Below are 23182 nucleotides of genomic sequence, written 5' to 3'. Positions count from 1 at the left end.
AAGGCCGCCCGGGCGATTCCGTTGGGCCGGGTAGGGCGGGCGGATGAGGTGGCGTCGCTGGTGCAGTTTTTGACCAGTGAGGCGTCGAGCTATTTGACTGGCCAAAGCATCGTCATCGACGGTGGTTTAACCGTGCGCTGGCCCGACTGAATGCATCCAATCCAAATGTGGGAGCGGGCTTGCTCGCGAATGCGCCGTGTCAGTCAATGCATGTGTTACTGACCCACCGTATTCGCGAGCAAGCCCGCTCCCACATTGGAACTGTGTTTGTCCAAGGAGACTTGTATGTCCCAACTCGTTAACCGTCGTGCCGTAATCACCGGCGCCGGCAGCGGCATCGGTGCCGCCATCGCCCGTGCCTATGCCGTCGAAGGCGCACGCCTGCTGCTGGCCGACCGTAACGCCGCCAGCCTCGCCGAAACCGCGATCACCTGCCGCAACCTCGGTGCCGAGGTGGTCGAATGCCTGGCCGATGTCGGCAGCGTTGAAGGCGCCCAGGCCAGTGTCGACCGTTGCGTCGAGCACTTCGGCGGCATCGACATTCTGGTCAACAATGCCGGCATGCTCACCCAGGCACGCTGCGTCGACCTCTCCATCGAAATGTGGAACGACATGCTGCGCGTCGACCTCACCAGTGTGTTTGTCGCCAGCCAGCGCGCCTTGCCGCACATGCTCGCGCAGCGCTGGGGCCGCATCATCAATGTGGCCTCGCAACTGGGCATCAAGGGCGGCGCCGAGTTGACCCACTATGCTGCGGCCAAGGCCGGCGTGATCGGCTTTACCAAATCCCTGGCGCTGGAAGTGGCCAAGGACAACGTGCTGGTCAATGCCATTGCGCCCGGCCCGATCGAGACGCCGTTGGTGGGCGGCATCAGCGAAGACTGGAAGCGCGCCAAAGCCGCCGAGTTGCCCCTGGGCCGCTTTGGCCAGGCCGATGAAGTGGCGCCGACCGCCGTACTGCTCGCCAGCGAGCCGGGTGGCAACCTGTTTGTCGGCCAGACACTCGGCCCGAATTCCGGCGATGTCATGCCATGAGTGAGGTGTAACCATGTGCGGACTCTGCGGCTTGCTCGGCGAAGACTTGCACTGGAGCGACCCCTTGGGCGATGAACTGCCCAGGCGCCGTGAGCGTCTGCGCCGCATTGCGGCGATCAATCAAGTGCTGGCGGTGTTCCGACTCAAGGTCGAAGACTTCCAGGGCGCGTCCTACCTGTTGTTGGGCGCGACCGGCAAACAGGCATTGGCCAGTGGCCTGGATCAACTGTGGCAGGCGGCGGAGACCATGCTCGGGCGCCCGCTGGACCCGCTGGACCCGCGTTTGCTCGATCATCTGGAGTCGTCATGAGTATCGCCCTTAATGTCATCACCGGCTTTCTCGGCAGCGGCAAAACCACCTTGCTCAAGCGTTTGCTGCAAGGCGAAAGCCTCGGTGATACGGCCCTCTTGATCAATGAATTCGGTGATATCGGCATCGACCATCTGTTGGTGGAAGAGGTCGCGCCAGACACCGTGTTGCTGCCCAGCGGCTGCGTGTGCTGCTCGATTCGCGGCGAGTTGAAAGACGCGCTGCTTGGCCTGTTGCAACGCCGTGAGCGCGGTGAGATCCCGGCGTTCAAGCGCGTGATCCTGGAAACCACCGGCCTGGCCGACCCGGCGCCGATCCTCGCCACCCTGAATAACGATGTGCAACTGCGTGGGCGTTTTCACATTGGCCTGGTGATCACCTTGGTGGATGCCAGCCACGCCCAATTGCAAGAGCGCCTGCACCCGGAATGGTTGGCCCAGGTGGCGGCGGCGGATCGTTTGCTGCTGAGCAAAACCGACCTGGCCGGCGATTGCACCGCGCTACGGGCGCACTTGCGGGCATTGAATGCCGGCACGCCAATCCTCGATACCCATGCGGTTCACAGCGGCGACCAACTGTTGCTCGGTGAGGGGTTGCGCAGCGCCGAGCCTTCGGTTGAAGTCAGCCGCTGGCAACTGCACCACACCACCACGGCGAGCCACGGCGCTGCCCAAGTCTGCTGCCTGACCTTTGAGCAGCCGCTGGATTGGGTGGGCTTCGGGGTGTGGTTGTCGATGCTGTTAAGATGCCACGGCGAACGAATCCTTCGCGTCAAAGGACTGCTTAACGTGAACGCAAGCTCGGCCCCCATTGTTATCCATGGCGTGCAGCATTGCCTGCATGCTCCGGTGCATTTGCCTGCATGGCCAGGCACCGACCGCCAGTCACGCCTGGTGTTTATCCTGCGCGGTCTCGACCCGGCGCTGTTGCAGCGCTCCTTTGACGTGTTCTCACGGCGGTTCGCGGCATGATCACATTGCGTGTCCTCGGCACTTCCGTGACCTTGCTGGAATGCCTGCGCGTGCGCGCCGAGCAAGAGCTGGGCATTCGCCTGGTGTACCAGGTACACGATGTGGAGCAGGCCCAGCGCATTGCGGTGATGCAACCCGAGAGTTACGACCTGTACGACCAGTGGTTTCACAACGTCGACTTCGTATGGCCGGCGCGGGCGATCCAGCCCATCGACACACGGCGTATTGCGTTGTGGCATGAGATCAATGACCTGCCCAAGCGCGGCCGGCTGTCGGCCAGCGACCGCCTGGGCAGCGGCAGCGTGCCCAGTGAGCGCCTGTTCGTGCAGCACGACGGCAGCCTCGGCAGCACGGTGACCGAGCGCATCAGCATGCTGCCGCTGACCCACAACGCCGATAGTTTTGCCTACCGCCCCGAGCGTTTGCCCGATGGCTTCAGCCACGGCAATGAAAGCTGGGGCTGGCTGCTCGACCCGGCCTGGCGCGCGCGTACCGCGTTGCAAAGTGACGCGGCGATTGGCGCGCTGGATGCCGCGCTGGCCGTGCAAGGCGCGGGGCTGGCGCAGTTCAAGGACATCGGCAACATGAGCATCGAAGAGATCGATGTGCTGGCCGACATCCTGGTGCGCAAGCAGAAGGAAGGGCACTTCGCCGCGTTCTGGTCCGATGATGAAGAAGCCGCGCAGTTGATGCTCAGCCCAAGCATCGATATCCAGAGCCTGTGGTCGCCGACCTTGATGCGCCTGCACCGTGCGGGGGTGAAGTACCGGTTGGCGGTGCCGCGTGAAGGCTATCGCGCCTGGTTTGGCGGCTTGTCGTTGTCACGCCATGCCCAAGGCCCGGTGTTGGATGCGGCGTATGCCTATCTCAATTGGTGGTTGTCCGGCTGGCCGGGCGCGGTGATGGCGCGCCAGGGTTACTACATCGGCAACCCGGCGCGCACCCGCGACCATTTGAGCAGCGCCGAGTGGGATTACTGGTACGCGGGCCTTCCGGCCCGCGAGGAGTTGCCGGGCAGCGATGGGTTGCCGTTGATCGACATCGGTGACGTGCGCGATGGCGGTTCCTACGAGCAACGCATGGGGCATATCGCGGTGTGGAACTCGGTGATGGATGAGCACAACTACCTGGTGCGCCGTTGGGGGGACTTTATGCGCGCGCGCAGCATTTAAGCCGGATATTTCCCACGCTCCGCGTGGGAGTGCCGTCCCGGACGCTACGCACGCCTTTACCGCCAATAAAATGACATTAAAGTCCCCGCTCCAATTGGGTGTACTTATCCCAAGTCCCAGCTAATCTGCTAAAACCAAATATTCAGTTTAAATGGATGTTTTTTTGACGCCAGATCAGCTTCGTCAGGGATGCGTATGACCAAGGAACCCAGTGGCACAGAGAGGCGAACGCGGCCGCAGGGTTCGGCCATGCAGTGGCGCCACACGTTCCAGACCCGTATCGCCGGGGTGCTGGCGCTGTTGTTGCTGGTGGTGGTGGCGGCCACTTACTTTGCAGTCAAGGCTGCTACCACTCGTGCCGTGGAGAACCAGGCCCAGGTTCAGCTCAGTACCGGCATCCAGGTCTTTGAGCGCCTGTTGGACCTGCGCGGGCGTCGCCTGCAATACGGCCTGGACTGGCTGACGGCGGACGGCCCTTTCAAACACGCAGTGATCGACGCCAAGGCTGATTCGATCCTGACTGCGCTGCGCCGGCATGGCACCGGTATCCACTCCACCGAGGTGTTTGTCCTCGACCTGGATGGCAAGGTGATGATCAGCACCTTGCCGGTGTTGGTACAGGGCGCGGTGTTTCCTTATGAGCAGGCCTTGCGCCATGCGCGGCGCAGTGGCCAGCAAATGTTCATCGTCGCCATGGACGGGCAGCCGTATTTGCTGGTGCAGGATGAAGTACTCGACCCGGAGCCCATTGCCCGCGTGGTCATGGGTTTCCCCATGGACAAGTTGTTCGCCAATGAATTGCGCTCCATGAGCAACCTTGAAGTGTCGTTCCTTGGTGAGCAGGACGGCCTTGTCGGCCAGTTGTTCAGCACCCAGCCTGAAGCCTATCAAGACACCGTCATCAGCCTGATGCGCGAAAGCCCTCCCAACCCTGAGGCGCAGATCAATGTGTTTCACGGGCAACGTGCACTGAGCCAGGTGCTGCCGCTGGCCAATACCGGCGATGGCGATCAAGTACGCGTGTTGCTGCAAAGCCCGCTGGACCATGCGCTGGAATCCTTTGCGCCGCTGGACCGGCAGTTCCTCGGGATTGCCCTGGCGGTGCTGCTGGTGTCATTGGCGGCGGCGTTGTTGCTGGCGCGCCGTGTGTCGCGCCCGCTCACTGCCTTGGTGGAGGCCGCTGAACGCATTGGCGCCGGTGACTACCGCACGCCAGTGCGGGTGCGCAGTCATGACGAATTCGGCTTGCTGGCCCGTGCCTTCAACGCCATGCAAAGCGGCATCGCCGTGCGCGAGCGGCAACTGGCGCATAACGCCTTGCATGATCCGCTCACCGGCTTACCCAACCGCGCCTTGGCCATGGAGCGCCTGGGCAGTGCGATCAGTGCGCGGCGGCCAGTGGTGTTGCTGTACGTGGGGATCGAAAACTACCGGGTGATCAACGAAGGGTTTGGCCCTCAGGGCGTCGAAGAAATGCTGCGTGAAGCCAGCCGGTGTTTGTCCATGAGCCTGTTGGCCAGCGACACCGCGGCGCGCATCGCTGGCAGTGAGTTCCTGCTGTTGCTGGAAAACACCGAGATCGACCGCGCCGTGGCCCGCGCCGATCGCCTTTACGGGCTGCTTACCGAACCCCAGCGTATCGGCAATGACGAAGTGCGCCATGAAGTCAGCATCGGCATCGCCGCGTACCCCACCGACGGCCAACAGGTCGAAGAGTTGATCAGCCGCGCGGCCATTGCCCGGCATGATGCGGCGAGCCTGCCGGGGCATTTGCAGATCTACCAGCAAGACCGCGACCTTGCACACCAGCGCCAGATCACCCTGATCCGCGACCTGCGCCGGGCGGTGGTCGAGGGCGAATTGTTCCTGTGTTACCAGCCCAAGCTCGACCTCAGGCACGGCCATGTGCGTCAGGCAGAAGCCTTGCTGCGCTGGCAGCATCCGACCCTTGGGCAGGTGTCGCCCACCGAATTCATTCCATTGGCCGAGCGCACCGGCAGCATGGGCAGCCTGACCTTGTGGGCAATCGAGGAAGCCATCCGCCAAATGGCCGAGTGGGCGCAACGGGGTTTGCACCTGCAACTCTCGGTCAATATCTCGGTGGATGATTTGGCTGATGATGACTTGGCCATACGCGTCACCGCCTTGTTGATGCAGTACAAGGTCTCGGCCGACCAACTGATTTTCGAGATCACCGAAAGCGCGATCATGCATAACCCGCAACAGGCCCTCAGTGTGCTGGAGCAACTGCGTGGCTGCGGCATCAGCCTGTCGGTGGATGACTTCGGCACAGGCTATTCATCGCTGGCCCAATTGCAGCGTTTGCCGGTGCAGGAATTGAAGATCGACCAGTCGTTTATCCGCAACCTCGACAGCGCCAGTGGCGACGGTGTGATCGTGCGTTCGACCATTGAAATGAGCCACAACCTGGGGCTCAAGGTGGTGGCAGAGGGCGTGGAGTTTGAGCCCAGCCTGAAGTTGCTCAGGCAGTGGAAGTGCGACACGGCGCAGGGGTACTTGATCAGTCGGCCGTTGAATGCCATGGCATTTGAAATGTGGATGCGGCGCGAGCGGATGGTGTTGTAAATCGTGATCTCCAGGCATTCCTGTGGGAGCTGGCTTGCCTGCGATGGCGGTTGGGCAGACGACCTGAGTGTTGAAGCCGTGCTCGGTCAAAATGGTTTCCAGCAGGGCATAAAAAAGGCGGCTACCCATCAGGTAGCCGCCTTTGTTTTACCGCCGGTTCAGCTTAATCCGGCAGTTTGAACGCCATCACATAGTCACCCTGTTTGGTGCCCAGCGAGCCGTGACCGCCGGCCATGACCAGCACGTACTGCTTGCCGTCCTTGCCGGTGTAAGTCATCGGTGTGGTCTGCGCGCCTGCAGGCAGGCGGCCTTCCCACAGTTGCTTGCCGTTTTTCACGTCATAGGCACGCAGGTACTGGTCGAGGGTGCCGCTGAGGAACGCGACGCCACCGGCGGTGGTGAACGTACCGCCCAGGCTAGGCACGCCCATGGTCAGCGGGATCGGAACCGGCGAGCTGTCGCGCACGGTGCCGTTCTTGTGCATCCAGATGGTCTGGTGGTTGGTCAGATCGACCGCCGCCACATAACCCCACGCTGGCGCCTGGCACGGCAGGCCCAAAGGCGACAGCAGTGCTTCGAGGATCACGCCATACGGCGCGCCTTTGTTCGGCTGCACACCTTCGGTTTCGCTGACGCGTGGGCCTTGCTTGGCAATTTCGGCCGCCGGGATCAGTTTCGATTTGAACGCCATGTAGCTTGGGTTCACGAAAGCGATCTGGCGAACCGGGTCAACCGAGATACCGCCCCAGTCGAATACGCCGAAGTTACCCGGGTAAACGATCGAGCCTTGCAGCGATGGCGGGGTGAATGGGCCGTCGTAGCGCATGGATTTGAAATCGATACGGCACAGCATCTGGTCAAACGGGGTCACGCCCCACATGTCGCGTTCTTTCAACGGCGGCGGCATGAAGTTGAGGTCGGACTTCGGCTGGGTCGGCGAGGTGTGATCACCGGCTACTGCGCCTTGCGGTACAGGGATTTCGTTGATCGGCACCACCGGCTTGCCGTTGCTGCGGTCCAGCACGTAGATGCTGCCTTGCTTGGTCGAGGCCATGACTGCTGGCTTGACGCCGTCAGCGGTCTTGATGTCGATCAGCGAAGGCTGGCCGCCCACGTCCATGTCCCAAAGGTCATGGTGAGTGAACTGGAAGGTCCACTTCACGTGGCCGCTGTCGATGTCCAGAGCGGTCAGGCCGGCGCTGTATTTTTCCGAGTCTTCGGTACGGTCGCCGCCGTATTGGTCAGGCATCTGGTTGCCCATCGGCAGGTAGAGCATGCCGAGTTTTTCATCGACGCTGAACATGGACCACATGTTCGGCGAGTTGCGGGTGTAAGTCTTGCCCTCGGCCAACGGCGTGGTGTCGTCCGGGTTGCCGCTGTCCCAGTTCCACACCAGTTTGCCGGTGTGTACGTCGAACGCGCGGATCACGCCGCTAGGCTCGTCGGTGGAGACGTTGTCGGTCACGTGACCGCCGATCACGACCAGGTTCTTGGTCACGGCCGGTGGCGAGGTGGAGTAGTAACCGCCTGGAGCGAAGCTGCCGATGTTGGCACGCAGGTCGACCTGGCCTTTGTCACCGAAGTCTTCGCACATCTTGCCGGTGTCGGCGTCGAGCGCGATCAGGCGGGTGTCGGCAGTCGGCACGAAGATGCGTTTAGGGCAGACAGCGCTGACAGGTGCAGTGCTGGCGCTGCCGGTAGGGCTTTGCGCGGAAGCGTAGACGGCGTCATCGTGATACGACACGCCACGGCAGGTCATGTGCGCCCAACCTTTGAAGTTCGCGGCACCCTGGCTGCTGATCTTCGGGTCGAAACGCCAGATTTCCTTGCCGGTGTCCGGGTCCAGGGCAATCACCTGGCTGTGCGGCGTGCACACATAGAGCATGCCGTTGACTTTCAGCGGGGTGTTTTCTGCGGTGGTTTCACCGGGATCGCCTGGGCCAGGGATGTCACCGGTGCGATAGGTCCACGCCGGCACCAGCTTGTGGGCGTTTTCCGGGGTGATCTGCGCCAGAGGCGAGTAACGATCACCGAAGGCCGAGCGGCCATAGGAATTCCAGTCGCCATCAGCCTGGGCCGGTGCAGCGCTGGCCATGCCAGGCGCGGCGTCGCGGTCCAGTTGGCCGGTCTTGACCATCTCACCCGGGTTGGTGAATTGGCTGGCCAGGGCGGCAGCGCCCGCCAGCACCACGGCTACGCTCAGCGCGCCAGTGCCCAGCGGCGCGGGTTGGCCACGCAGCAACGGACGGCGAAACCACGGCAGCAGCAAGACGATGCCCAAGGCGAACAGCAGGGCCAGGCGCGGCACCAATTGCCACCAGTCCAGGCCGACTTCCCACAGTGCCCACACGGTACTGGCGAACAGCACCAGTGCGTACAGGCCCAGCGCTGCGCGGCGGGTGGCCAGCAGCAACACGCCGGTGAGGGCGATGCCGATACCGGCCAGCAGGTAGTACAGCGACCCGCCGAGCATGCTCAGCTTGACGCCGCCAGCCAGCAAGGCCAGCCCCATGATCAGCAGCAAGACGCCTAGCAGCCTGGGCAGCAGGCGGCTTGGGCTTGAAGCACCATCAGTGCTCATAGTGTGTTTCTCCGTGACGTTGGAATTATGTAACCCCGTGCTTCACTGTAGATGACGATTCGGCGCGGGCTTGGTTCAGCGTTAAATTGGGTTTTTCTGGGGATAAGTCGGTTATCCACAGGCGGGCGATTGAACCCCACGCGCGGGTCGGTTTAAGACAGCGCTGTCTTTAAGGCAGGGAACATTCGGCAAGATGGGATCGACCGCAGGCGTGAAACGTTTCAGTTTGTTGCGGCAAGGATAAAGCGCCTTCTCATTTTGAGAAAGCGTAATTAGAGAGATGCATCATTTCAGATCTGGTAACAGTGACAGAACGTCGCTGCAAGAATGCCTGTAAAGCCTGGCTTCTGTGGGAGCTGGCTTGCCTGCGATAGCGTCACCTCGGTACCCCAGGGAAACTGCGGTGATGCTATCGCGGGCAAGCCCGGCTCCCACAGAAGCCGGTTACTACAGGAGGATTGTGCTGCTGTTTAGAAGGTGGTGCGCACGCCGAACTGCACGCTGCGCCCAGGCGCCGGGGCGATATCGCGCAGGATCGAACTGGCATAGCGCACGGTCTGGTTGGTGAGGTTTTCGCCATTGACGAACGCCAACCACTGGCTGCCACCCACATTGAAGTGATAACCGGCGCTGGCGCCCAAGGTGGTGTAGCCGTCGGTGCCGCTTTCGTTATCCGGCACACGCCCTTGGCCTGCGGCGTGTTCCACGTCGATCCGCGCCTGCCAGCGGTCCAGTTCCCACAGTAAGCCGCTGTTCAAGCGCAGAGGCGCAATACGCGGCAAGGCTTCGCCCGTGTCCAGGTTGGTGGCGCGGGTGTAATCGCCCGACAGCTCCAGGGCGAACTTGCCGTAGGCGCTTTCGCCCAACTTCCAGTGATCCTGGGCTTCGAAGCCGGCGAAACGTGCGCGTACACCGGAATATTTGTATTCCGGGATACCGCCCGCGTCTTCTTCGCCTTCATCGTTCAGCGTGCGCCCTGTGCCCAGTAAACCGATGTAGTTGGAGAAGCGACTATAGAACACGCCGAAACTGCCTTTGTGCGTGCCGTTGTCAAAGCGCAGTGCCAGGTCGCTGGACACGGCTTTCTCTTTCTTCAGGTTGGCGTCACCCAACTCGTAAGTGCCGGTGGCGACGTGGGCGCCGTTGGCGTACAGCTCGTAGAAAGTCGGTGCGCGCTCGGTGTAGCCCAGTGTCGCGGCCAGCGACCAGACCGGCGTGAGGCTGTATACCGCGCCGGACGACAGGCTGCCGGCGGTAAAGTCATTGGATTTATCGGCACCGGCAAAGCGCGCATTACCCTTGGCATTCGGGTCGACATTGGTGTGTTCCACACGCCCGCCAAGGCTGAGCTTGAGACGCTCGGTGGCCTGCATCTCTTCGAGAATAAACAGCGCGCCGGCGTTGGTGTCGGTCTGCGGTACAAAGGCCTCTTCACCCAGTGCCGAGAACTCATTGCGCGTCACTTGGGCGCCGACCACACCCTCGAACGGGCCGAGCGGCTGGTGGCGCGCTTCAACGCGGGCTTCATAGCCCTTGTTCTTGAAAATGGTGCCGGTTTCGCCGCCTTCGATTTCACGGTGCTCGTAATCGGTGTAGCCCGCGTCAAGTTTCACCGAGCTAAACGGGCCTTGCAGGTTGCGGATCTCGGACGCAAAGGCGTAGTGATCCTGCTTCATGCGGATGCGCACATCTTGCTCGGCGGGTGAACCGTAGTTGCTGTCATAGTTGCTGTAGGACAGCCCGGCATAACCGTCGTCCCAGGTGTAGGAACCGCCGACCGCGCCGCCATCCTGACGCCCGTCGCTGTTGCCCAGTCGACCATTTTTGCCGGGGCCATCCTCGGTCTCCGGGGCATGGCGGCTGCGGGCCTGGCCTGGGATTTTGAGGTCGTTGAATTCCCGCGCGTTCGCGTCCAGGTGCAAGGCGAAGGTGCCGTTGCCGGCTTCCAGTTTACCGGCGCTGCTGCGGGTGGTGTCGGCGCCGCCGTAGCGCAGTTCACCGGCACCGTGGATGCCTTCGATGGCTTCTGTGGGAATACGGTTGTCGAAGGTGTTGACCACACCACCGATGGCGCTGCCGCCGTAGAGCAAGGCTGCCGGGCCACGTACGATTTCGATGCGGTCGACGTTGATCGGGTCCAGGGGCACGGCGTGGTCATAGGACAGCGACGAGGCATCCAGTGCACCCACGCCGTTGCGCAGGATGCGAATGCGGTCGCCATCCTGGCCACGAATGATCGGGCGGCTGGCACCTGGGCCAAAGTACGACGACGACACGCCTGGCTGCTTATTCAGGGTTTCGCCGAGGCTGCCTTTTTGTTGCAGGGTCAGGTCATCGCCTTCCAGCACCGTGGTGGGCGAGGCGAGTTGTTCGCTGCCCAAGGGGTTGCCGGTAATGACTTGGGGTTGCAGTTCCAGGGCGTGGGCTTCGGAGCCGATCAACAGGGCGGCGGCAAGCGGGGTCAAGCGCCACAGAGTAGAGAGGGACATCAAACATTCCTTGGTAAAAGGCGCAGAAAAGAGAAGGCTTAAAACGGTATCGATTTTGATAAGTATCGTTACAATATAACATCACTTTTTTGCCTGAAAAGGGGAACTTTTTTCCAGGGGCTATATTCAATGCAGTGCTTCCACCTCTACGCCCCGTCGGCTAAGGTGCGCGGCTGTGTTTCCTCTTTTTGCAAAAGGCCTGGCATGACCGCGACAAGCAACGACCCACTTCACGGCGTGACCCTGCAGCACGTCCTCACCACCCTGGTGGAACACTACGAATGGAGCGGTCTGGCCGAACGCATTGATGTGCGCTGTTTCAAGAGCGACCCAAGCATCAAGTCGAGCCTGACCTTCCTGCGCAAAACGCCGTGGGCGCGGGAGAAAGTCGAAGGTTTGTACGTCAAGCTGATGCGTACCAAACGCCCGCTGGATTGAGGCCATGAAGCGGTATGTGGCCACGGCGGCGCTGGCTGGCTGGACAGGGCTGGCGATTCAGCAATACTTGATTTTCTATTCGCGCTGGGAGGCCGGCGCGAGCCTGTTGGGCGGGCTGATCAACTTTTTCAGTTTCTTCACGGTGCTGACCAACACCCTGGTGGTCGTGGTGTTGAGCTATGCGCTGGTCAATCGCGAGTCGGCGGTAAAACGTTTCTTCCTGGCGCCCGCTGTCAGTAGCGGTATTGCCGCGAGCATCGTGGTCGTGAGCCTGGCCTACAACCTGTTGCTCCGACATTTGTGGAGCCCCACCGGCTTTCAATTTATCGCCGACGAGTTGTTGCACGACGTGATGCCGCTGCTGTTCGTGATCTATTGGTGGCGGTGTGTGCCCAAGGGCACGTTGCACTTCAAGCACATTGGCGGGTGGGTGATTTACCCGCTGGTGTACTTCGGCTATGTGCTGCTGCGCGGGCATTTGCTGGGGCAGTATCAGTACCCGTTCATCGATGTGGACAGCCTCGGTTATCCACAGGTGTTTGTGAATGCCGGGGGGATTTTGGCGGGGTTTGTTGGGATTGCGTTGGCGGTGGTGGGGTTGGACAAAATCTTGAAGACACCGGCGAACTAATGTGGGAGCTGGCTTGCCTGCGATTCAGGCACCTCGGTACATCAGGTACACCGAGTTGCTGTCATCGCAGGCAAGCCAGCTCCCACAGTTGAATCGCGTCAGTTTTTATTCTTCTTCGCTGCCCTCGGCACGCCAGTAACCCACGGCCTTGAGGAACTCCTCATTGACCTGGTGCGTGTCCAGCAACACGCGGCGCAGCTGGCGCGACAGTTTGGTTTCCGTCGCGACAAAGCTGTACAGCGAACCGCCCGGCAGGGTCAGGTTGCGCACCGTCTCCAGCAGGTCGTCCTGGCCGCGCACCACCCAAATCACCTCTACATCGGCAGCGCTGGTCAGTGGCTGCTGTTCGGCGCTATTGGCGATTTCAATCACCGTCAACACCTTGCGCCCGGCCGGCAATTCTTCCAGGCGACGGGCGATGGCCGGGATCGCGGTTTCATCACCAATCAGCAAATAGCTGTCGAAGATGTCCGGCACGATCATCGAACCGCGCGGCCCGCCGATGTACAGGTACTGGCCAACCTGCACCTGTTCGGCCCAGGTAGAGGCTGGGCCATCGCCGTGCAGCACGAAGTCGATATCCAGCTCGCCGATGCTCAGGTCGAAGCGCCGTGGCGTGTAGTCGCGCATGGCCGGTTGCAGGCCGTCGCCCTTGATTTTGAAGGTCGGGCTTTCCAGCGCAGCCTGCTCGGCGGCGTTTTGCGGGAACAGCAGTTTGATGTGGTCGTCACTGCCCAGGCTGATAAAACCTGCCAGTTCCGGCCCGCCCAAGGTGACGCGGCGCATGCGTGGGGTGATGTCGACCACCCGCAGCACTTGCAGGCGGCGGCGTTTGATTTCGTGGGTAACGCGATGGATAGCTTGAGTATTCATTGGTTTTTCCCGTCGGCAATGGCTTGAGCGGTGCCGTTGAGCAGCGCCGCGACACGAACGATTTCTTCCGGGCTCCAGCGCCCGTGGTGCGAATGCAAGGCGTGGCGCAGGTTATGCACCGCCTCGTGAATCTCGGGTGGGCGGTCGTGGCCACGCAGCGAGCGCTTGCTGACATCAATGCGCATGCGCACGCCTTCCAGGGCAACGGCTTGCTCGCTTAAGAAGAGACGACCGGCGTCGGTGATTGTGTAGCGTTTTTTTCCATTCTCGGCGTCGCCGCTGATCAACTCGCTCTCTTCCAGAAAGGTCAGCGTGGGGTAGATCACACCGGGGCTGGGGCTGTAGGCGCCGTCGAACAGGCTTTCGATCTGGCGGATCAGGTCATAGCCATGGCAGGGCTGCTCGGCGATCAAGGCCGGTAGCAGCAGTTTCAGGTCGCCAGGGGCAAATACCCGAGGGCCGCGGCCGCCGCGTTTTTCAAATTCACTGCGATGCTCGTGTCGCATGGTCTGTCCTCCGTCCTATTTAGATATAACTTAAGATATATCTTATGGTGACGGTAGCCCGAGACGACCAACGGTCGTGAGCAGCGTCAAGCGGCTCACGCTCGAGGGGCATGGACGATAAAAGTATTTAGAGTTATAACTTTAATTAGAGTTTGTGCTCGAACAGGCGCGTTAACAGGTTGCTCTTTATAGCAGCGCTTGTGCGTGTAGTATTGCTCTTACAGTCACTTCCCGTTATGACACTTATGTTCAAGTAGGCTGATTCTTACGGCTATTTTTAAAGTTTTGGCAAAGTGCCATACTTTTCGTTCGCCCCTTGTTTCTAAAGGCTACTTGGCCGTGGGAAGCGACCTGCATACCTGTTGTTGATTTGAATTGATCATTGCTTGGCGTTGTTCGGTTCAACTAACCGTCTGCGTTATTCGTTGTTGAGAAGTTGCTTGGCGACGAATCAATCAATGTTGATAACTACAGGTATTGATCATGTTCAAGAAGTTTGCTGTCGCTGTTCCCCTGGCTGTTCTGGCACTGTCTTCCTCGGTAACAGCTACTGCTGCCGGTGAAGCCAGCCACACCGTCAATATCAAGGCAAACATCCCGACCACCGTGTTCCACGCACAACCGCGTGATCCGAACTGGGGTCGTGACGAAACCATGACCTACAACCTGGTCAGCGGTGAGCTTGCTTCGTTGAGGGCCACCTACGACGTCAAGAACACCAACGGTTCGGTTGCTGCCTACATCGAAGGTGGCCCGGCCGTACTGTTCAACGGTGATGCCGCGCAAAACATCCCGGTCACCACCACCTTCAATGGTGTGATCTTGAGCGGCAGCCCTCAGGAAGTGGTCAACGAAGCCGACTCCACCCCGGGTATTGGGGCGGAAATGCACATCGCCGCGGCCAAGCCTACGGCCACTCAGCGTGGCTCCTACACAACCACGATCCCGGTAGTGTTCGACGCGGTACTGCCAGTCACCCCATAAGGCCAATGCGTGTCCGTTAATCACGGGCATCTGCTTGCAGGTCGGCTGACTTCCCTCCTCGGTCCGCCGGCCTGATTTTCTCTCCAGTCTTCTGGCATTCAGAGTGTTCCGTTCATGTTTCCGATGACGCCTATCGCGGCTGCGCTAGCGCTGCTGATGTGTACGAGTGCCCTGGCTGCACCTGCTTCTTCCGGTGCTTCAACCCCCGGCAGTCTGATTACTCAGGCGCAAGGCTTGCCCGCTGGTTTTACTGATCATTTTTTCGAGGTGCCGTTGGCGGTACGTGTGGACCTTGACCAGCAACTGTTGGGCGAGGCGCTGATTGTTTTGTCCCGCGATGACCGTGTCACCTTGCTTGAATTTACCGACACCGCCGACAGCAAAGTCCCGGCCGCCACCCGCGACACCTGGCAAGCGCTGCTGGAAAAAGGCGTGTCATTGGGTGCTTGTACCCAGTCCTGCCCGCAGAAAATGCTCTCGGCCTTCTACAACCTGGAAAGCTCCCAGCTGTCGATCCTCACCCAAGACGTCGAACTGAGTGGCGACATCCCGCGTTTCCATGAGCAGCCCGAAGGTGGCAGCCTCGGCTTGATCATCAACAACCAGCTCAACCTTAATGGCAGCCAAGAGGACAGCCTCGGTGGACGCTATGGTTTGCAAGCCAGTTCCAGTCTGGGTAACTGGAGTCAGGTGTTCAACCTGCAGCTGGCGCGCCAGAGCGGCGATGACGAGCCCATGCGCCACGCGATCCATGAGCTGTATACCCAGCGAGAACTCGAAGGGCAGTTTTTCCGCCTGGGCCACTTCACCCCCAATTCCGATGGCCTGACCCGCCAACTGCGCAGCTTCGGCGCCAGCCCCGATACGGCGCTGGGCCTGATGTATGGCAGCTCCGACAGCCTGGCCATCAACAACGCCAAGCCCAGCGTGTACCCGATCTATGTCACCGCCAACCGCCAGGCGGCGGTGGAGATTTACCGTAATGGCCTGTTGATTAACACCCAGGCCGTTGCGGCCGGCCTGCAAACCCTGGACACCCGGCCCTTGCCCGGCGGCATCTATGAAGTGGAAGTGCGCCTTATCGAAGACGGCCTGACCACCAGCACCACCCAGGAGCTGGTCTACAAACCCAGCAACTGGCGCAACGCCGAAGACCGCTGGCGCTATAACCTTTTCGCCGGGCGCGAGACCAAGTTGTTCAGCAACTGGGAAGAACAAGCTTCCGGCGCGGTGACGGCCGGTGCGTCGCTCAACTATCTGGTACACCCGCGCGTGATCCTCGGCCTGTCGGCCCGTCAGGTGCGCGAGCAGCTGCAATACGGTGGCTCGGCGGACTGGACGGTGGCCAACAATACCAGCCTGTATGCCAACCTCTACCAGACCCAGGAACACGGCACCGGCATGGACCTGCAAGGGCTCTATACCCTGGGCGCGACCAACCTGGTGTTCAGCCATAACCGCAGTTGGCTCGACACCCGCGACACCTACGAGACTCTGCCCGATGGCACACGCCTGCGGCGCAACACCTTCGTCGGTGAAGCCAGCAACACGGCGTTGTCGGTCAACCACCGGCTGGATGCGAAAAACACCCTGAACATGCGCCTGTCCCACAGCGAAGGCAATGTGGAGGGGGCCGGCGTCGACCTGGGTTGGAGCCGCCACGACAACCTGTTCGGCAGTGACGCCAACTGGCGCTTCTCGGTGTTCGACCGGCCCGGCAGCGCCGGCACCAACGACGCGCGCAACCGCGGCGTGGACGTGAGCGTCAGCGTCAACCTGGGCACCGAAGGCCGGCAGATTTCCGGCAGCATCGGCACCCGTACTGCCCGTGACGGTGGGCGTGACAACAACGCTTCGGTGACTTTGCGCCAGGACCTCACCGACCACTTGCTGCAAAGCGTCTCGGCCACGGCGATCACCGACACCTACGGCGTCGGCCTGTCGGGCATGGCCAGCTTCAATACGGACGCGGTCAGCGGTGACGGGTTTGTGCAACGCAGCTCGTTCAACGGCGACCTGAGCGGTGGCTTGAACCTCAACAGCACCTTCGTTGCCGGCGCCGGCCAGATGCTGCTGAGCAGCCAGTACCAGGGCAACGGTGCGGGCATGATCATCGACGTGGAAACCGACCTCGACGAAATCGCCCTGCGTGCCGACGACCTCGGCGGTGGCGGCGCGATCTTGCGGCCGGGGCGCAACTACGTGCCGGTCTCAGCCTACAAGAGCAGCAGCGTGAGCTTCGACTTTGAAGGTAATCACCCGCCTGCGGCGAATATCCAGCCGACCCGCGCCAGTTATCACCTGAACAAGGGCGGGGTCGACTACCGGAAAATCACCGTGATGAAAACCGTCACCGTGCTCGGCCGGTTGTTGGATGAGCGTGGTGCACCGCTCAAGGGCCATCACGTGATCAACCACGCCAGCCGTGGGGTCAGCGAAGTCGACGGGTTCTTCTCGATGGAAATGAGCGCCAGTTCACCGACCTTGCAAGTGCGCTACCAGAACCAATTGCTCTGTCAGTTCCGCCTGGACCCTGCCAATGCGCCGAGTGAAAGCGATGTGTTGATGATCGGCGATTTGCGCTGCACCAAGGACACCCTGGCAGAAGCAACCCACAACGCCGAAACCGCTGGTTGATGGCATGGACTGGATTTTTATGAACGTGAAAAACGTAACGAGAACCGGCTTGAAGCAGTGTGCGTTCGCGCTGGCGCTGGTCAGCATGAGCCTGCCTGCGCACGCGCTGGTGCAGAACATCACGGCGGTGTTTCGTCCTGACCCGTCGAACCCGATGGTGAATAAATTCGAAAACACCACGCCCCACAGTGGCGTCTGCGCGTGGCACGTACCGGCCAGGTGCGAGGCGTTGAATACCTTCAGTATCCGTGATGCGGCATTCAGGGCCGAGTCGGTAGAGCCGATCGAAGCCAACCATGAAGACCCTCGAAAAGGCGCCTATTTCAAAGTGCCTTCATCTTGGCGTGATGTACAGGTGGTCCATGTCGGTACGGGTGAGGTTGAAACCGTACAAATGCGCATTGCGGGTATTGGTACGCGTTGGGATGTGCCGCGTCCGCCTGGCGTCAGCGGGTGGGCTAACGGAGGAACCGGTTGGACCTACTATTGGAGTAACGGTGCGCCTCCTTGCCAGGGGGTTAACTATTTGGCGGCATCCGCCAGTTACGCACTGTTTTTCTGGATCGTCCCGGAGGGCGTGGGGGCTTGTACGGTAAACCCGGGCACCACTTTTGCGCGTTTGACCTACAGCCACTTGGAGTACGGCTACGAACTTAAAACCCCCAACCCGCTAGGCATGGCCAGCGGCGAATACCGCGGCTCCCTGACTTACAGCATCGGGCCGGGCGGGGATTTTGATTTCGGTGACGTGATGGCGTCCACCGAAAGCGCCCTGACGTTCAATTTTCAATTGGCTGTAGAGCATGAGCTCAAGGTCGATCTCCCACCGGGCGGCAACCGCATCGAGTTGCTACCCGAAGGCGGCTGGCAAGCCTGGCTTAACCGTGGGCGCCAACCGGCGCGGTTGTTCCGTGACCAGACCTTTGTCATTTCCGCCAGTGGGCGTTTCAAGATGCAGCTCGAATGCAGCCTTGCGGTGGGCAACACCTGTGGCTTGCGCAACGGCGCGGGGGATCAGGTGCCGTTGCAGGTTGCTGTCAGCCTGCCCTTTGGCTTGCAGAACCAGGCCGGGCAGGCGGTCAACAAGCAGCCCTTGCGCCTGGATGGCGTGGGCACCGAGTTGTTCCAGCCTGCGTTTTACGTGAACAACCGTGCTGGAACGCTGCACTTCGAAGTCGAAAAAGACCAGGTCAAGGACATGCTCGAACAGCCGGGCAGCACCTATTCGGGTGTGGTCACGGTGATCTGGGATTCGGAAGTCTGAGCGGATATTTGCCGCACGCCGGCCGCTGGGCTGGGTTCAATCAATAAGGCGTAATCAAACATGAAACATGCAGTGTTATCAGTGGGGCTGTGGCTGGTGTCTTTGGCGGTTCATGCGGGACCTGCGATCAACGTCGGCGTGGTCTACGACTACCTGGAAGGCGACCGCAGTTCTTACCTCAAGCGTGTCTACAACGGCGGCACCAGTACCGCGTTTATCAAAGTCAATGTGCTGGAGATCGTCTACAACGCCGACGGCACGTCCAGGGAAGTGCCCGTCGCGTCGATGACCGACGCCAAAGGCAGCACCACCAACCGCGACGGCCTGATGGCCAGCCCGGCTCGTCTGATCGTACCGGCCGGCGGGCGTCAGGGCACTCGGTTGCTGTACATGGGCCAGCGAGACAAGGAGCGCTATTTCCGTGTGCGTTTCATTCCGGTGGTACCGGAAAAGGAAGATGACTTTGCTGTCACCGATGCCGAACGCGCCGAATACAAGGACGCCCTGGCCGCCGGAGTCAACGTCATGGCCGGGTACGGCACGGTGTTCTTCGTGCGCCCGCAAGACACCCGTTTTGATACCCGGATCAGCGAAACCGCCAGCCAATACACCATGCGTAATGCCGGCAACAGCGTGGTGGTGCTCGATGAGTTCCGCGATTGTTCGGTGACGAAAAAGACCGAATGTGAGGCCACCACCAAGCACCACATTCTGCCTGGCCGCCAGTTGGTGCTGGAGAAAAAGTCGGAGCGTCAGTTCAACTTCCAGCTGATCGAAGGTCGCAACAAAAAAACGATGACGGTCAACAGTAACGGGTGATGACAATGTTCAAGCAACTGACGGTACTGGCTGTGCTGATGGCGCCTGTGTTGGCGGGTGACCAGGCGCAGGCATTTCAGGAGCGCCACAGTTTTGATGTATCGGTGACCATCCCGATCCATGAGGCCTATGTGCTGCCTTCCGAGTCCGATTGGATGGGCCAGGACCAAGTGCTGCCCTGGGACCTTGCGACAGCCCGGCTGGGCCGTCTGCGCAAGAACTTTGATGTGAAAAACATCAACGGCGGCGTGGCGGCGCGCCTTGGTGACACGCCTTATCTGTTGAGTGGCCGCAACCGTATCGATTTGCAGGTGTTGTTCAACCGGGTGCCGCTGACTCTCGATTCTACCCTGGTGATCAGCGCCGATGAAGCCCGCTCGGGCCGTCGCGCTGAACTGGAAATCACCGCCGTTGAACCGGAAGACGGCTACAAGGGCGGCGAGTATTACGGCACGGTACACCTGCTGTTTGATTTTCCGGCGCCTTGAGACATGCACTTTGCTGTTCGCGAAATTGGCGGCACAGGCAAGTTATAAGTTGCCTGGCCCACCGCTTTCGCAGCCTCGCTAAAGCTCGACAGCTCCCACAGGGGATCAGTGTTGCCAGCGCTAAAAATTAAATGTGGGAGCTGGCTTGCCTGCGATAGCAATAGTGAATTCATCACCGCCATCGCAGGCAAGCCAGCTCCCGCACAAACCCCATTTCACCCCAGGCGCTTCGGTCATGCCCCGTGGCACAGCAGGGTGCCGCTGCCTTGCAAGTACGGGGTCAAAATCGGCGCCATGCCTTTGAGCACCTGCACCGGCAGTGCCGAAGTGAACTTGAAGTTTTGCGCCGAACTGCCTGGCACAAAGGCGGTTAGGGTGCCGAAGTAGCGCTCGCCGATGTAGAACACGAACGTGGCGGTGCGGTTGATCGCTTTGGAGCTGATCACTCGGCCGCCGGCGCCCATCGCTTCGATGCGGTTGTCGCCGGTGCCGGTCTTGCCGCCCATGGCCATCGGCGTACCGTCGGCCTGCACGAAACTGCCGGAAACACGCTTGGCCGTGCCCGCGTCCACCACTTGCGATAACGCGCCGCGCAGCGCGGTAGCGACCTCGGACGGCATCACTCGTTTACCCGCATCGGACGTGTTGACCACGCGGGTTTCGTACGGCGTATCGGCGGCAAAGTGGAGACTGTCGATGCGCAGCACTTTGCCGCGCACGCCGTCGTTGAGGATGATGCCCATCAGTTCGGCGAGCGCGGCGGGGCGATCGCCCGAGCTGCCAATCGCGGTGGCCAGCGACGGCACCAAGTGGTCGAACGGGTAACCCACCGCCTGCCAGCGCTGGTGAATATCCAGGAACGCCTCGACCTCCAGTATGGTGCGAATACGACTGTCGCGCGCGCTTTGGTGACGGCTCTTGAACAGCCAGCTGTAGACCTCCTGGCGTTCAAATTGGCTGGCCTTGACCACTTCGCTGAAGGTCGCGTCGGGGTGGTTGAGCAGGTAACCGAGCAACCACAGGTCCAGTGGGTGGACCTTGGCGATGTAGCCCTGGTCGGGCAAATCATAGCGGCCCGGGCCGTAGTCGGTGTACAGGCGTTGCAGGCGTTCGTCGGTGAGTTTTTCGCTGGTTTTGGCATTCACCAGATGTGAACGCACGAAGCGATTGAAGGTGTCCTGGTCAGCCTCGGGGAACAGGTAGCGATGCACAGCCGCCATACGGATCGCCGTGGGGTGCAGCCCGTCAAGAAAGGTCTCAAGGCGCGCCTGGGTGTCTTTTTTCTGGTACTTCTTCCAGAACTTGAGCAGGAAGGTGGTGCCTTCGCGATCAGCGAATTGGGCCAGGTACTCCTGGCGCCGCGGGTCGTTATCGTCCTTGAGCAATTGCGCACTGTTGTTGGGGCCTGCGTAAGTAACGTAGCGCTCCAGGTCACGCATCAGCCGGATAAATGGCAGGTTGATCGACTCGCGCAAGGCGTCTCGCAGCGACGGGCTGCGGCCATTGTCCTGGTTGCGGAAGTTGTGGAAGTGGTGCATGCCGCCGCCGGTGAAAAAACCTTCGTTGGGGTTGGCCGAGTAAGTCCGGTCGAGGGCGGCATCGAGCATGTTGGCCAGGGACTTATCGGGATTCTGGATCAGGTAATCGACCGCCCACCGGCTGATGCGGTCCTGCTCGGCAATCTCGGTTTTTTTCAACGCGGCGGGTGTTTGCGCCGCGTAGCGATCATGCAGTTCGCTGATGATCTGCAGGTAAGTGGTGAGCACTCGCAGCTTGGCCGTGGAGCCCAGCTCCAGCTTGCTGCCCTCATTGATGTCGAAAGGCTGGTCGGTGTTGTCGGTTTGCACGCGCACCCGCGAGCCGTCCGGGGTCAGTTCGAACAAGGTGAAGCTGTAGCGCACCTGGGGTGTGCTGGCGGGTGTGAGCAGGCGCTCGCCGAGCAGGCCCATTTTGCCGGCGAAGGTGGGGTCGGCCAGTTGCTTGAGGTAGTCGGTGGCCTGGCTTTGCAGCTCGGCTTGCAGGGTGCTGGTGGCCGACAGGTCCAGGCGGTCGAGGTCGTACAGCGGCCGGTTGAGCAGGGCGGCGAGACGGCTGCGGGCAACGCTGATGCCCTTGTTGGTGTCGATGGGCTGCACGGTCGGCTGTTGCTGCCAGTCGCGGTAAGTGACGTGGGATGCCAGGGCGGCCTTGAGCAACGGCGGGTCGATCACGGCGTTCTGCGCCAGCAGGCGCAGGTGGCTGTCGGTGAGTTGCGCCAGTTCATCGCGGCCGTTGGCCAGGTAGTGAGACGGCCGGCGTTGGGCGATCATCAGCGACAGCACCTGGCGCAAAGCCAGGCCACGTTGGGCCACATGGACCGCATCATTTTCAGTGCCGCTAAGGGCCAGGTTCACCTGCTTGAAGTCAGCGCCGTACCACACGCGCAAACCCTCGGCCATGCCATGCACTTCGCCATGCCCCGGCACGGCGGACAGCGGCACGCTGTTGAGGTAGTCGCGCACGATATTCTGGCGTGCCACCTGGGTGTCAGGCCCAGGCTGGTAGGCGCGCACACCGGCGGACAGCATCTGGCGCAGTTTTTCACTGCCGGACAAGGTCAGGCCGTCGGGCGAATGCCGATATTTTTCCAGCTGAGTGGCCAGGGTACTGCCGCCGGCACTCTGACCGGGCAGGTGCAATACCTTCGCGACTTGCGACCAGGCCGCCATGGCAAAGCGCGGCCAGTCCACCGCCGGGTTGGCCTGGGGCTGGGCGGGGTCGAGCAGGTCACGGTTCTCGATGAACAACAGGCTGTTGACCACCAGCGGCGGGATGGCGGCAAAACTTGAGTACAGCTGCTGCGGGTACTCGAACTGGTACAGGGGCAAGGCGCGACAGTCGGTGATGGAAAGGCCGGCCTGGATTTTCTCCGGGTAAGGCACGAAGAGACCGTGGCCGGCGTAGCTCATCAGCGCTGGCGAAAACTGCACCTGGGACTCGATCACATAACCGCGCTTGAGCAGGCGCGGCAAAAAGGTGCCGAGGTCGCTGTAGCCCAAGCGGCGATCGAACGGGCCGGCGCCGGGGTAAACCATTGCCTGGCTGGGGCCGGGTTCCAGCCGGTAGGTGAGGTCGTGGGCCAGCCGGCTCAGTTGCCGGGCTTGCAGTGCGGATGTGCGTATCTCTTTGGCGGCGGCGAACCCCAGCGCAATCACCACCATCAACACAATCAGCCAGAACAGGCGACGTATGTAACGGGGCCTGGGTTTATTTTTGGGTAAAGGCGCTGGGTCCGAACTGCCTTGTAATTTCGCAGCCTTGGTCGATTCGGTTTGCCACAGTGCGCCCATAGTCGATTGATCCTGCACGCAGATTGATCGGACTTGCCTGAAGCTTAGTCGCTGGGCGACAGGTGTGAG

18 protein-coding genes are annotated in these 23182 nt (G+C 61.0%); 13 read left to right on the top strand and 5 right to left on the bottom strand.

Translation table 11 applies throughout. From position 1 onward, the window contains the following. The 6 genes from GIW28_RS22030 to GIW28_RS22005 all read left to right on the top strand — a co-directional run. The coding region (locus GIW28_RS22030) for an SDR family oxidoreductase (RefSeq protein ID WP_236490413.1) at nucleotides 1-150 on the top strand (150 nt) is incomplete at its 5' end. A gap of 135 nt (nucleotides 151-285) precedes the next feature. Next, nucleotides 286-1035 carry an SDR family NAD(P)-dependent oxidoreductase gene (locus GIW28_RS22025; protein WP_236447746.1) on the top strand — a complete coding sequence of 250 codons (750 nt, stop codon included), beginning with the start codon at nucleotides 286-288 and terminating at the stop codon, nucleotides 1033-1035. Between the two features lie 13 nt (nucleotides 1036-1048). After that, a complete protein-coding gene (locus GIW28_RS22020; RefSeq protein ID WP_017136312.1) occupies nucleotides 1049-1345 on the top strand; it encodes a hypothetical protein in 297 nt (98 codons plus the stop codon). Continuing rightward, nucleotides 1342-2316, top strand: a complete 975-nt coding sequence (locus tag GIW28_RS22015; RefSeq protein WP_169985294.1) for a CobW family GTP-binding protein — start codon at nucleotides 1342-1344, stop codon at nucleotides 2314-2316. The genes GIW28_RS22020 and GIW28_RS22015 overlap by 4 nt, the downstream gene beginning before the upstream one ends. Beyond that, complete coding sequence (locus GIW28_RS22010) at nucleotides 2313-3488, top strand: ABC transporter substrate-binding protein (protein ID WP_017136314.1); 1176 nt, start codon at nucleotides 2313-2315, stop codon at nucleotides 3486-3488. The genes GIW28_RS22015 and GIW28_RS22010 overlap by 4 nt, the downstream gene beginning before the upstream one ends. Before the next feature lie 249 nt (nucleotides 3489-3737). After that, nucleotides 3738-6074 carry a putative bifunctional diguanylate cyclase/phosphodiesterase gene (locus tag GIW28_RS22005; protein WP_099548492.1) on the top strand — a complete coding sequence of 779 codons (2337 nt, stop codon included), beginning with the start codon at nucleotides 3738-3740 and terminating at the stop codon, nucleotides 6072-6074. A 163-nt stretch (nucleotides 6075-6237) separates the two neighbouring features. Here GIW28_RS22005 and GIW28_RS22000 read toward each other — a convergent pair whose 3' ends face one another. Both GIW28_RS22000 and GIW28_RS21995 read right to left on the bottom strand, forming a co-directional pair. Next, on the bottom strand, nucleotides 6238-8655 hold the full coding sequence (locus GIW28_RS22000; protein ID WP_236447747.1) for a glucose/quinate/shikimate family membrane-bound PQQ-dependent dehydrogenase: 2418 nt from the start codon (nucleotides 8653-8655) through the stop codon (nucleotides 6238-6240). 470 nt (nucleotides 8656-9125) lie between these two features. Next, complete coding sequence (locus GIW28_RS21995; RefSeq protein ID WP_099548494.1) at nucleotides 9126-11144, bottom strand: TonB-dependent receptor; 2019 nt, start codon at nucleotides 11142-11144, stop codon at nucleotides 9126-9128. Nucleotides 11145-11348: 204 nt separating this feature from the next. Between GIW28_RS21995 and GIW28_RS21990 the strand changes: the two genes are divergently transcribed. Further along, the gene (locus tag GIW28_RS21990; RefSeq protein WP_010212838.1) at nucleotides 11349-11582 is read left to right on the top strand and encodes a VF530 family DNA-binding protein; all 234 of its coding nucleotides are present in this window, start codon (nucleotides 11349-11351) and stop codon (nucleotides 11580-11582) included. A 4-nt stretch (nucleotides 11583-11586) separates the two neighbouring features. After that, nucleotides 11587-12213 carry a Pr6Pr family membrane protein gene (locus tag GIW28_RS21985; RefSeq protein WP_236459057.1) on the top strand — a complete coding sequence of 209 codons (627 nt, stop codon included), beginning with the start codon at nucleotides 11587-11589 and terminating at the stop codon, nucleotides 12211-12213. Between the two features lie 105 nt (nucleotides 12214-12318). Here GIW28_RS21985 and GIW28_RS21980 read toward each other — a convergent pair whose 3' ends face one another. Together GIW28_RS21980 and GIW28_RS21975 are read right to left on the bottom strand one after the other, a co-directional pair. Next, nucleotides 12319-13086, bottom strand: a complete 768-nt coding sequence (locus GIW28_RS21980) for a siderophore-interacting protein (protein WP_236448254.1) — start codon at nucleotides 13084-13086, stop codon at nucleotides 12319-12321. Beyond that, nucleotides 13083-13592, bottom strand: a complete 510-nt coding sequence (locus GIW28_RS21975; RefSeq protein WP_017136320.1) for a PadR family transcriptional regulator — start codon at nucleotides 13590-13592, stop codon at nucleotides 13083-13085. The genes GIW28_RS21980 and GIW28_RS21975 overlap by 4 nt, the downstream gene beginning before the upstream one ends. Nucleotides 13593-14075: 483 nt before the next feature. Between GIW28_RS21975 and GIW28_RS21970 the strand changes: the two genes are divergently transcribed. From GIW28_RS21970 to GIW28_RS21950, 5 genes are all read left to right on the top strand, one after another. Continuing rightward, on the top strand, nucleotides 14076-14576 hold the full coding sequence (locus GIW28_RS21970) for a CS1 type fimbrial major subunit (protein WP_017136321.1): 501 nt from the start codon (nucleotides 14076-14078) through the stop codon (nucleotides 14574-14576). 114 nt (nucleotides 14577-14690) lie between these two features. Next, nucleotides 14691-17213, top strand: coding sequence for a CS1-pili formation C-terminal domain-containing protein (locus tag GIW28_RS21965; protein WP_176991320.1), 2523 nt, complete (start codon nucleotides 14691-14693; stop codon nucleotides 17211-17213). Between the two features lie 19 nt (nucleotides 17214-17232). Then, nucleotides 17233-18477, top strand: a complete 1245-nt coding sequence (locus GIW28_RS21960) for a hypothetical protein (RefSeq protein WP_032865514.1) — start codon at nucleotides 17233-17235, stop codon at nucleotides 18475-18477. 60 nt (nucleotides 18478-18537) lie between these two features. After that, nucleotides 18538-19296, top strand: a complete 759-nt coding sequence (locus GIW28_RS21955; protein WP_017136324.1) for a p pilus assembly chaperone — start codon at nucleotides 18538-18540, stop codon at nucleotides 19294-19296. Between the two features lie 5 nt (nucleotides 19297-19301). Then, nucleotides 19302-19784, top strand: coding sequence for a CS1 type fimbrial major subunit (locus GIW28_RS21950; protein ID WP_017136325.1), 483 nt, complete (start codon nucleotides 19302-19304; stop codon nucleotides 19782-19784). 233 nt (nucleotides 19785-20017) lie between these two features. Here the strand turns inward: GIW28_RS21950 and GIW28_RS21945 are convergent, their stop codons facing one another. After that, nucleotides 20018-23113, bottom strand: a complete 3096-nt coding sequence (locus tag GIW28_RS21945; protein ID WP_236447879.1) for a transglycosylase domain-containing protein — start codon at nucleotides 23111-23113, stop codon at nucleotides 20018-20020. Between the last annotated feature and the right edge of the window lie 69 nt (nucleotides 23114-23182).

This window comes from Pseudomonas sp. PA-5-4B (genome assembly GCF_021606215.1).
GTDB classification, from domain to species: domain Bacteria; phylum Pseudomonadota; class Gammaproteobacteria; order Pseudomonadales; family Pseudomonadaceae; genus Aquipseudomonas; species Aquipseudomonas edaphica.
Note: the sequence above shows the minus strand (reverse complement) of the source record. Positions and strands in the feature narration are given on the sequence as shown.

Coding starts and splice junctions, on each gene's coding strand:
- GIW28_RS21965 (WP_176991320.1), top strand. CDS start 14,691: ATGTTTCCGATGACGCCTATCGCGGCTGCGCTAGCGCTGCTGATGTGT.
- GIW28_RS21970 (WP_017136321.1), top strand. CDS start 14,076: ATGTTCAAGAAGTTTGCTGTCGCTGTTCCCCTGGCTGTTCTGGCACTG.
- GIW28_RS21950 (WP_017136325.1), top strand. CDS start 19,302: ATGTTCAAGCAACTGACGGTACTGGCTGTGCTGATGGCGCCTGTGTTG.
- GIW28_RS21985 (WP_236459057.1), top strand. CDS start 11,587: ATGAAGCGGTATGTGGCCACGGCGGCGCTGGCTGGCTGGACAGGGCTG.
- GIW28_RS22025 (WP_236447746.1), top strand. CDS start 286: ATGTCCCAACTCGTTAACCGTCGTGCCGTAATCACCGGCGCCGGCAGC.
- GIW28_RS21960 (WP_032865514.1), top strand. CDS start 17,233: ATGAACGTGAAAAACGTAACGAGAACCGGCTTGAAGCAGTGTGCGTTC.
- GIW28_RS22000 (WP_236447747.1), bottom strand. CDS start 8,655: ATGAGCACTGATGGTGCTTCAAGCCCAAGCCGCCTGCTGCCCAGGCTG.
- GIW28_RS21955 (WP_017136324.1), top strand. CDS start 18,538: ATGAAACATGCAGTGTTATCAGTGGGGCTGTGGCTGGTGTCTTTGGCG.
- GIW28_RS21995 (WP_099548494.1), bottom strand. CDS start 11,144: ATGTCCCTCTCTACTCTGTGGCGCTTGACCCCGCTTGCCGCCGCCCTG.
- GIW28_RS21975 (WP_017136320.1), bottom strand. CDS start 13,592: ATGCGACACGAGCATCGCAGTGAATTTGAAAAACGCGGCGGCCGCGGC.
- GIW28_RS22005 (WP_099548492.1), top strand. CDS start 3,738: ATGCAGTGGCGCCACACGTTCCAGACCCGTATCGCCGGGGTGCTGGCG.
- GIW28_RS21990 (WP_010212838.1), top strand. CDS start 11,349: ATGACCGCGACAAGCAACGACCCACTTCACGGCGTGACCCTGCAGCAC.
- GIW28_RS21980 (WP_236448254.1), bottom strand. CDS start 13,086: ATGAATACTCAAGCTATCCATCGCGTTACCCACGAAATCAAACGCCGC.
- GIW28_RS22010 (WP_017136314.1), top strand. CDS start 2,313: ATGATCACATTGCGTGTCCTCGGCACTTCCGTGACCTTGCTGGAATGC.
- GIW28_RS21945 (WP_236447879.1), bottom strand. CDS start 23,113: ATGGGCGCACTGTGGCAAACCGAATCGACCAAGGCTGCGAAATTACAA.
- GIW28_RS22020 (WP_017136312.1), top strand. CDS start 1,049: ATGTGCGGACTCTGCGGCTTGCTCGGCGAAGACTTGCACTGGAGCGAC.
- GIW28_RS22015 (WP_169985294.1), top strand. CDS start 1,342: ATGAGTATCGCCCTTAATGTCATCACCGGCTTTCTCGGCAGCGGCAAA.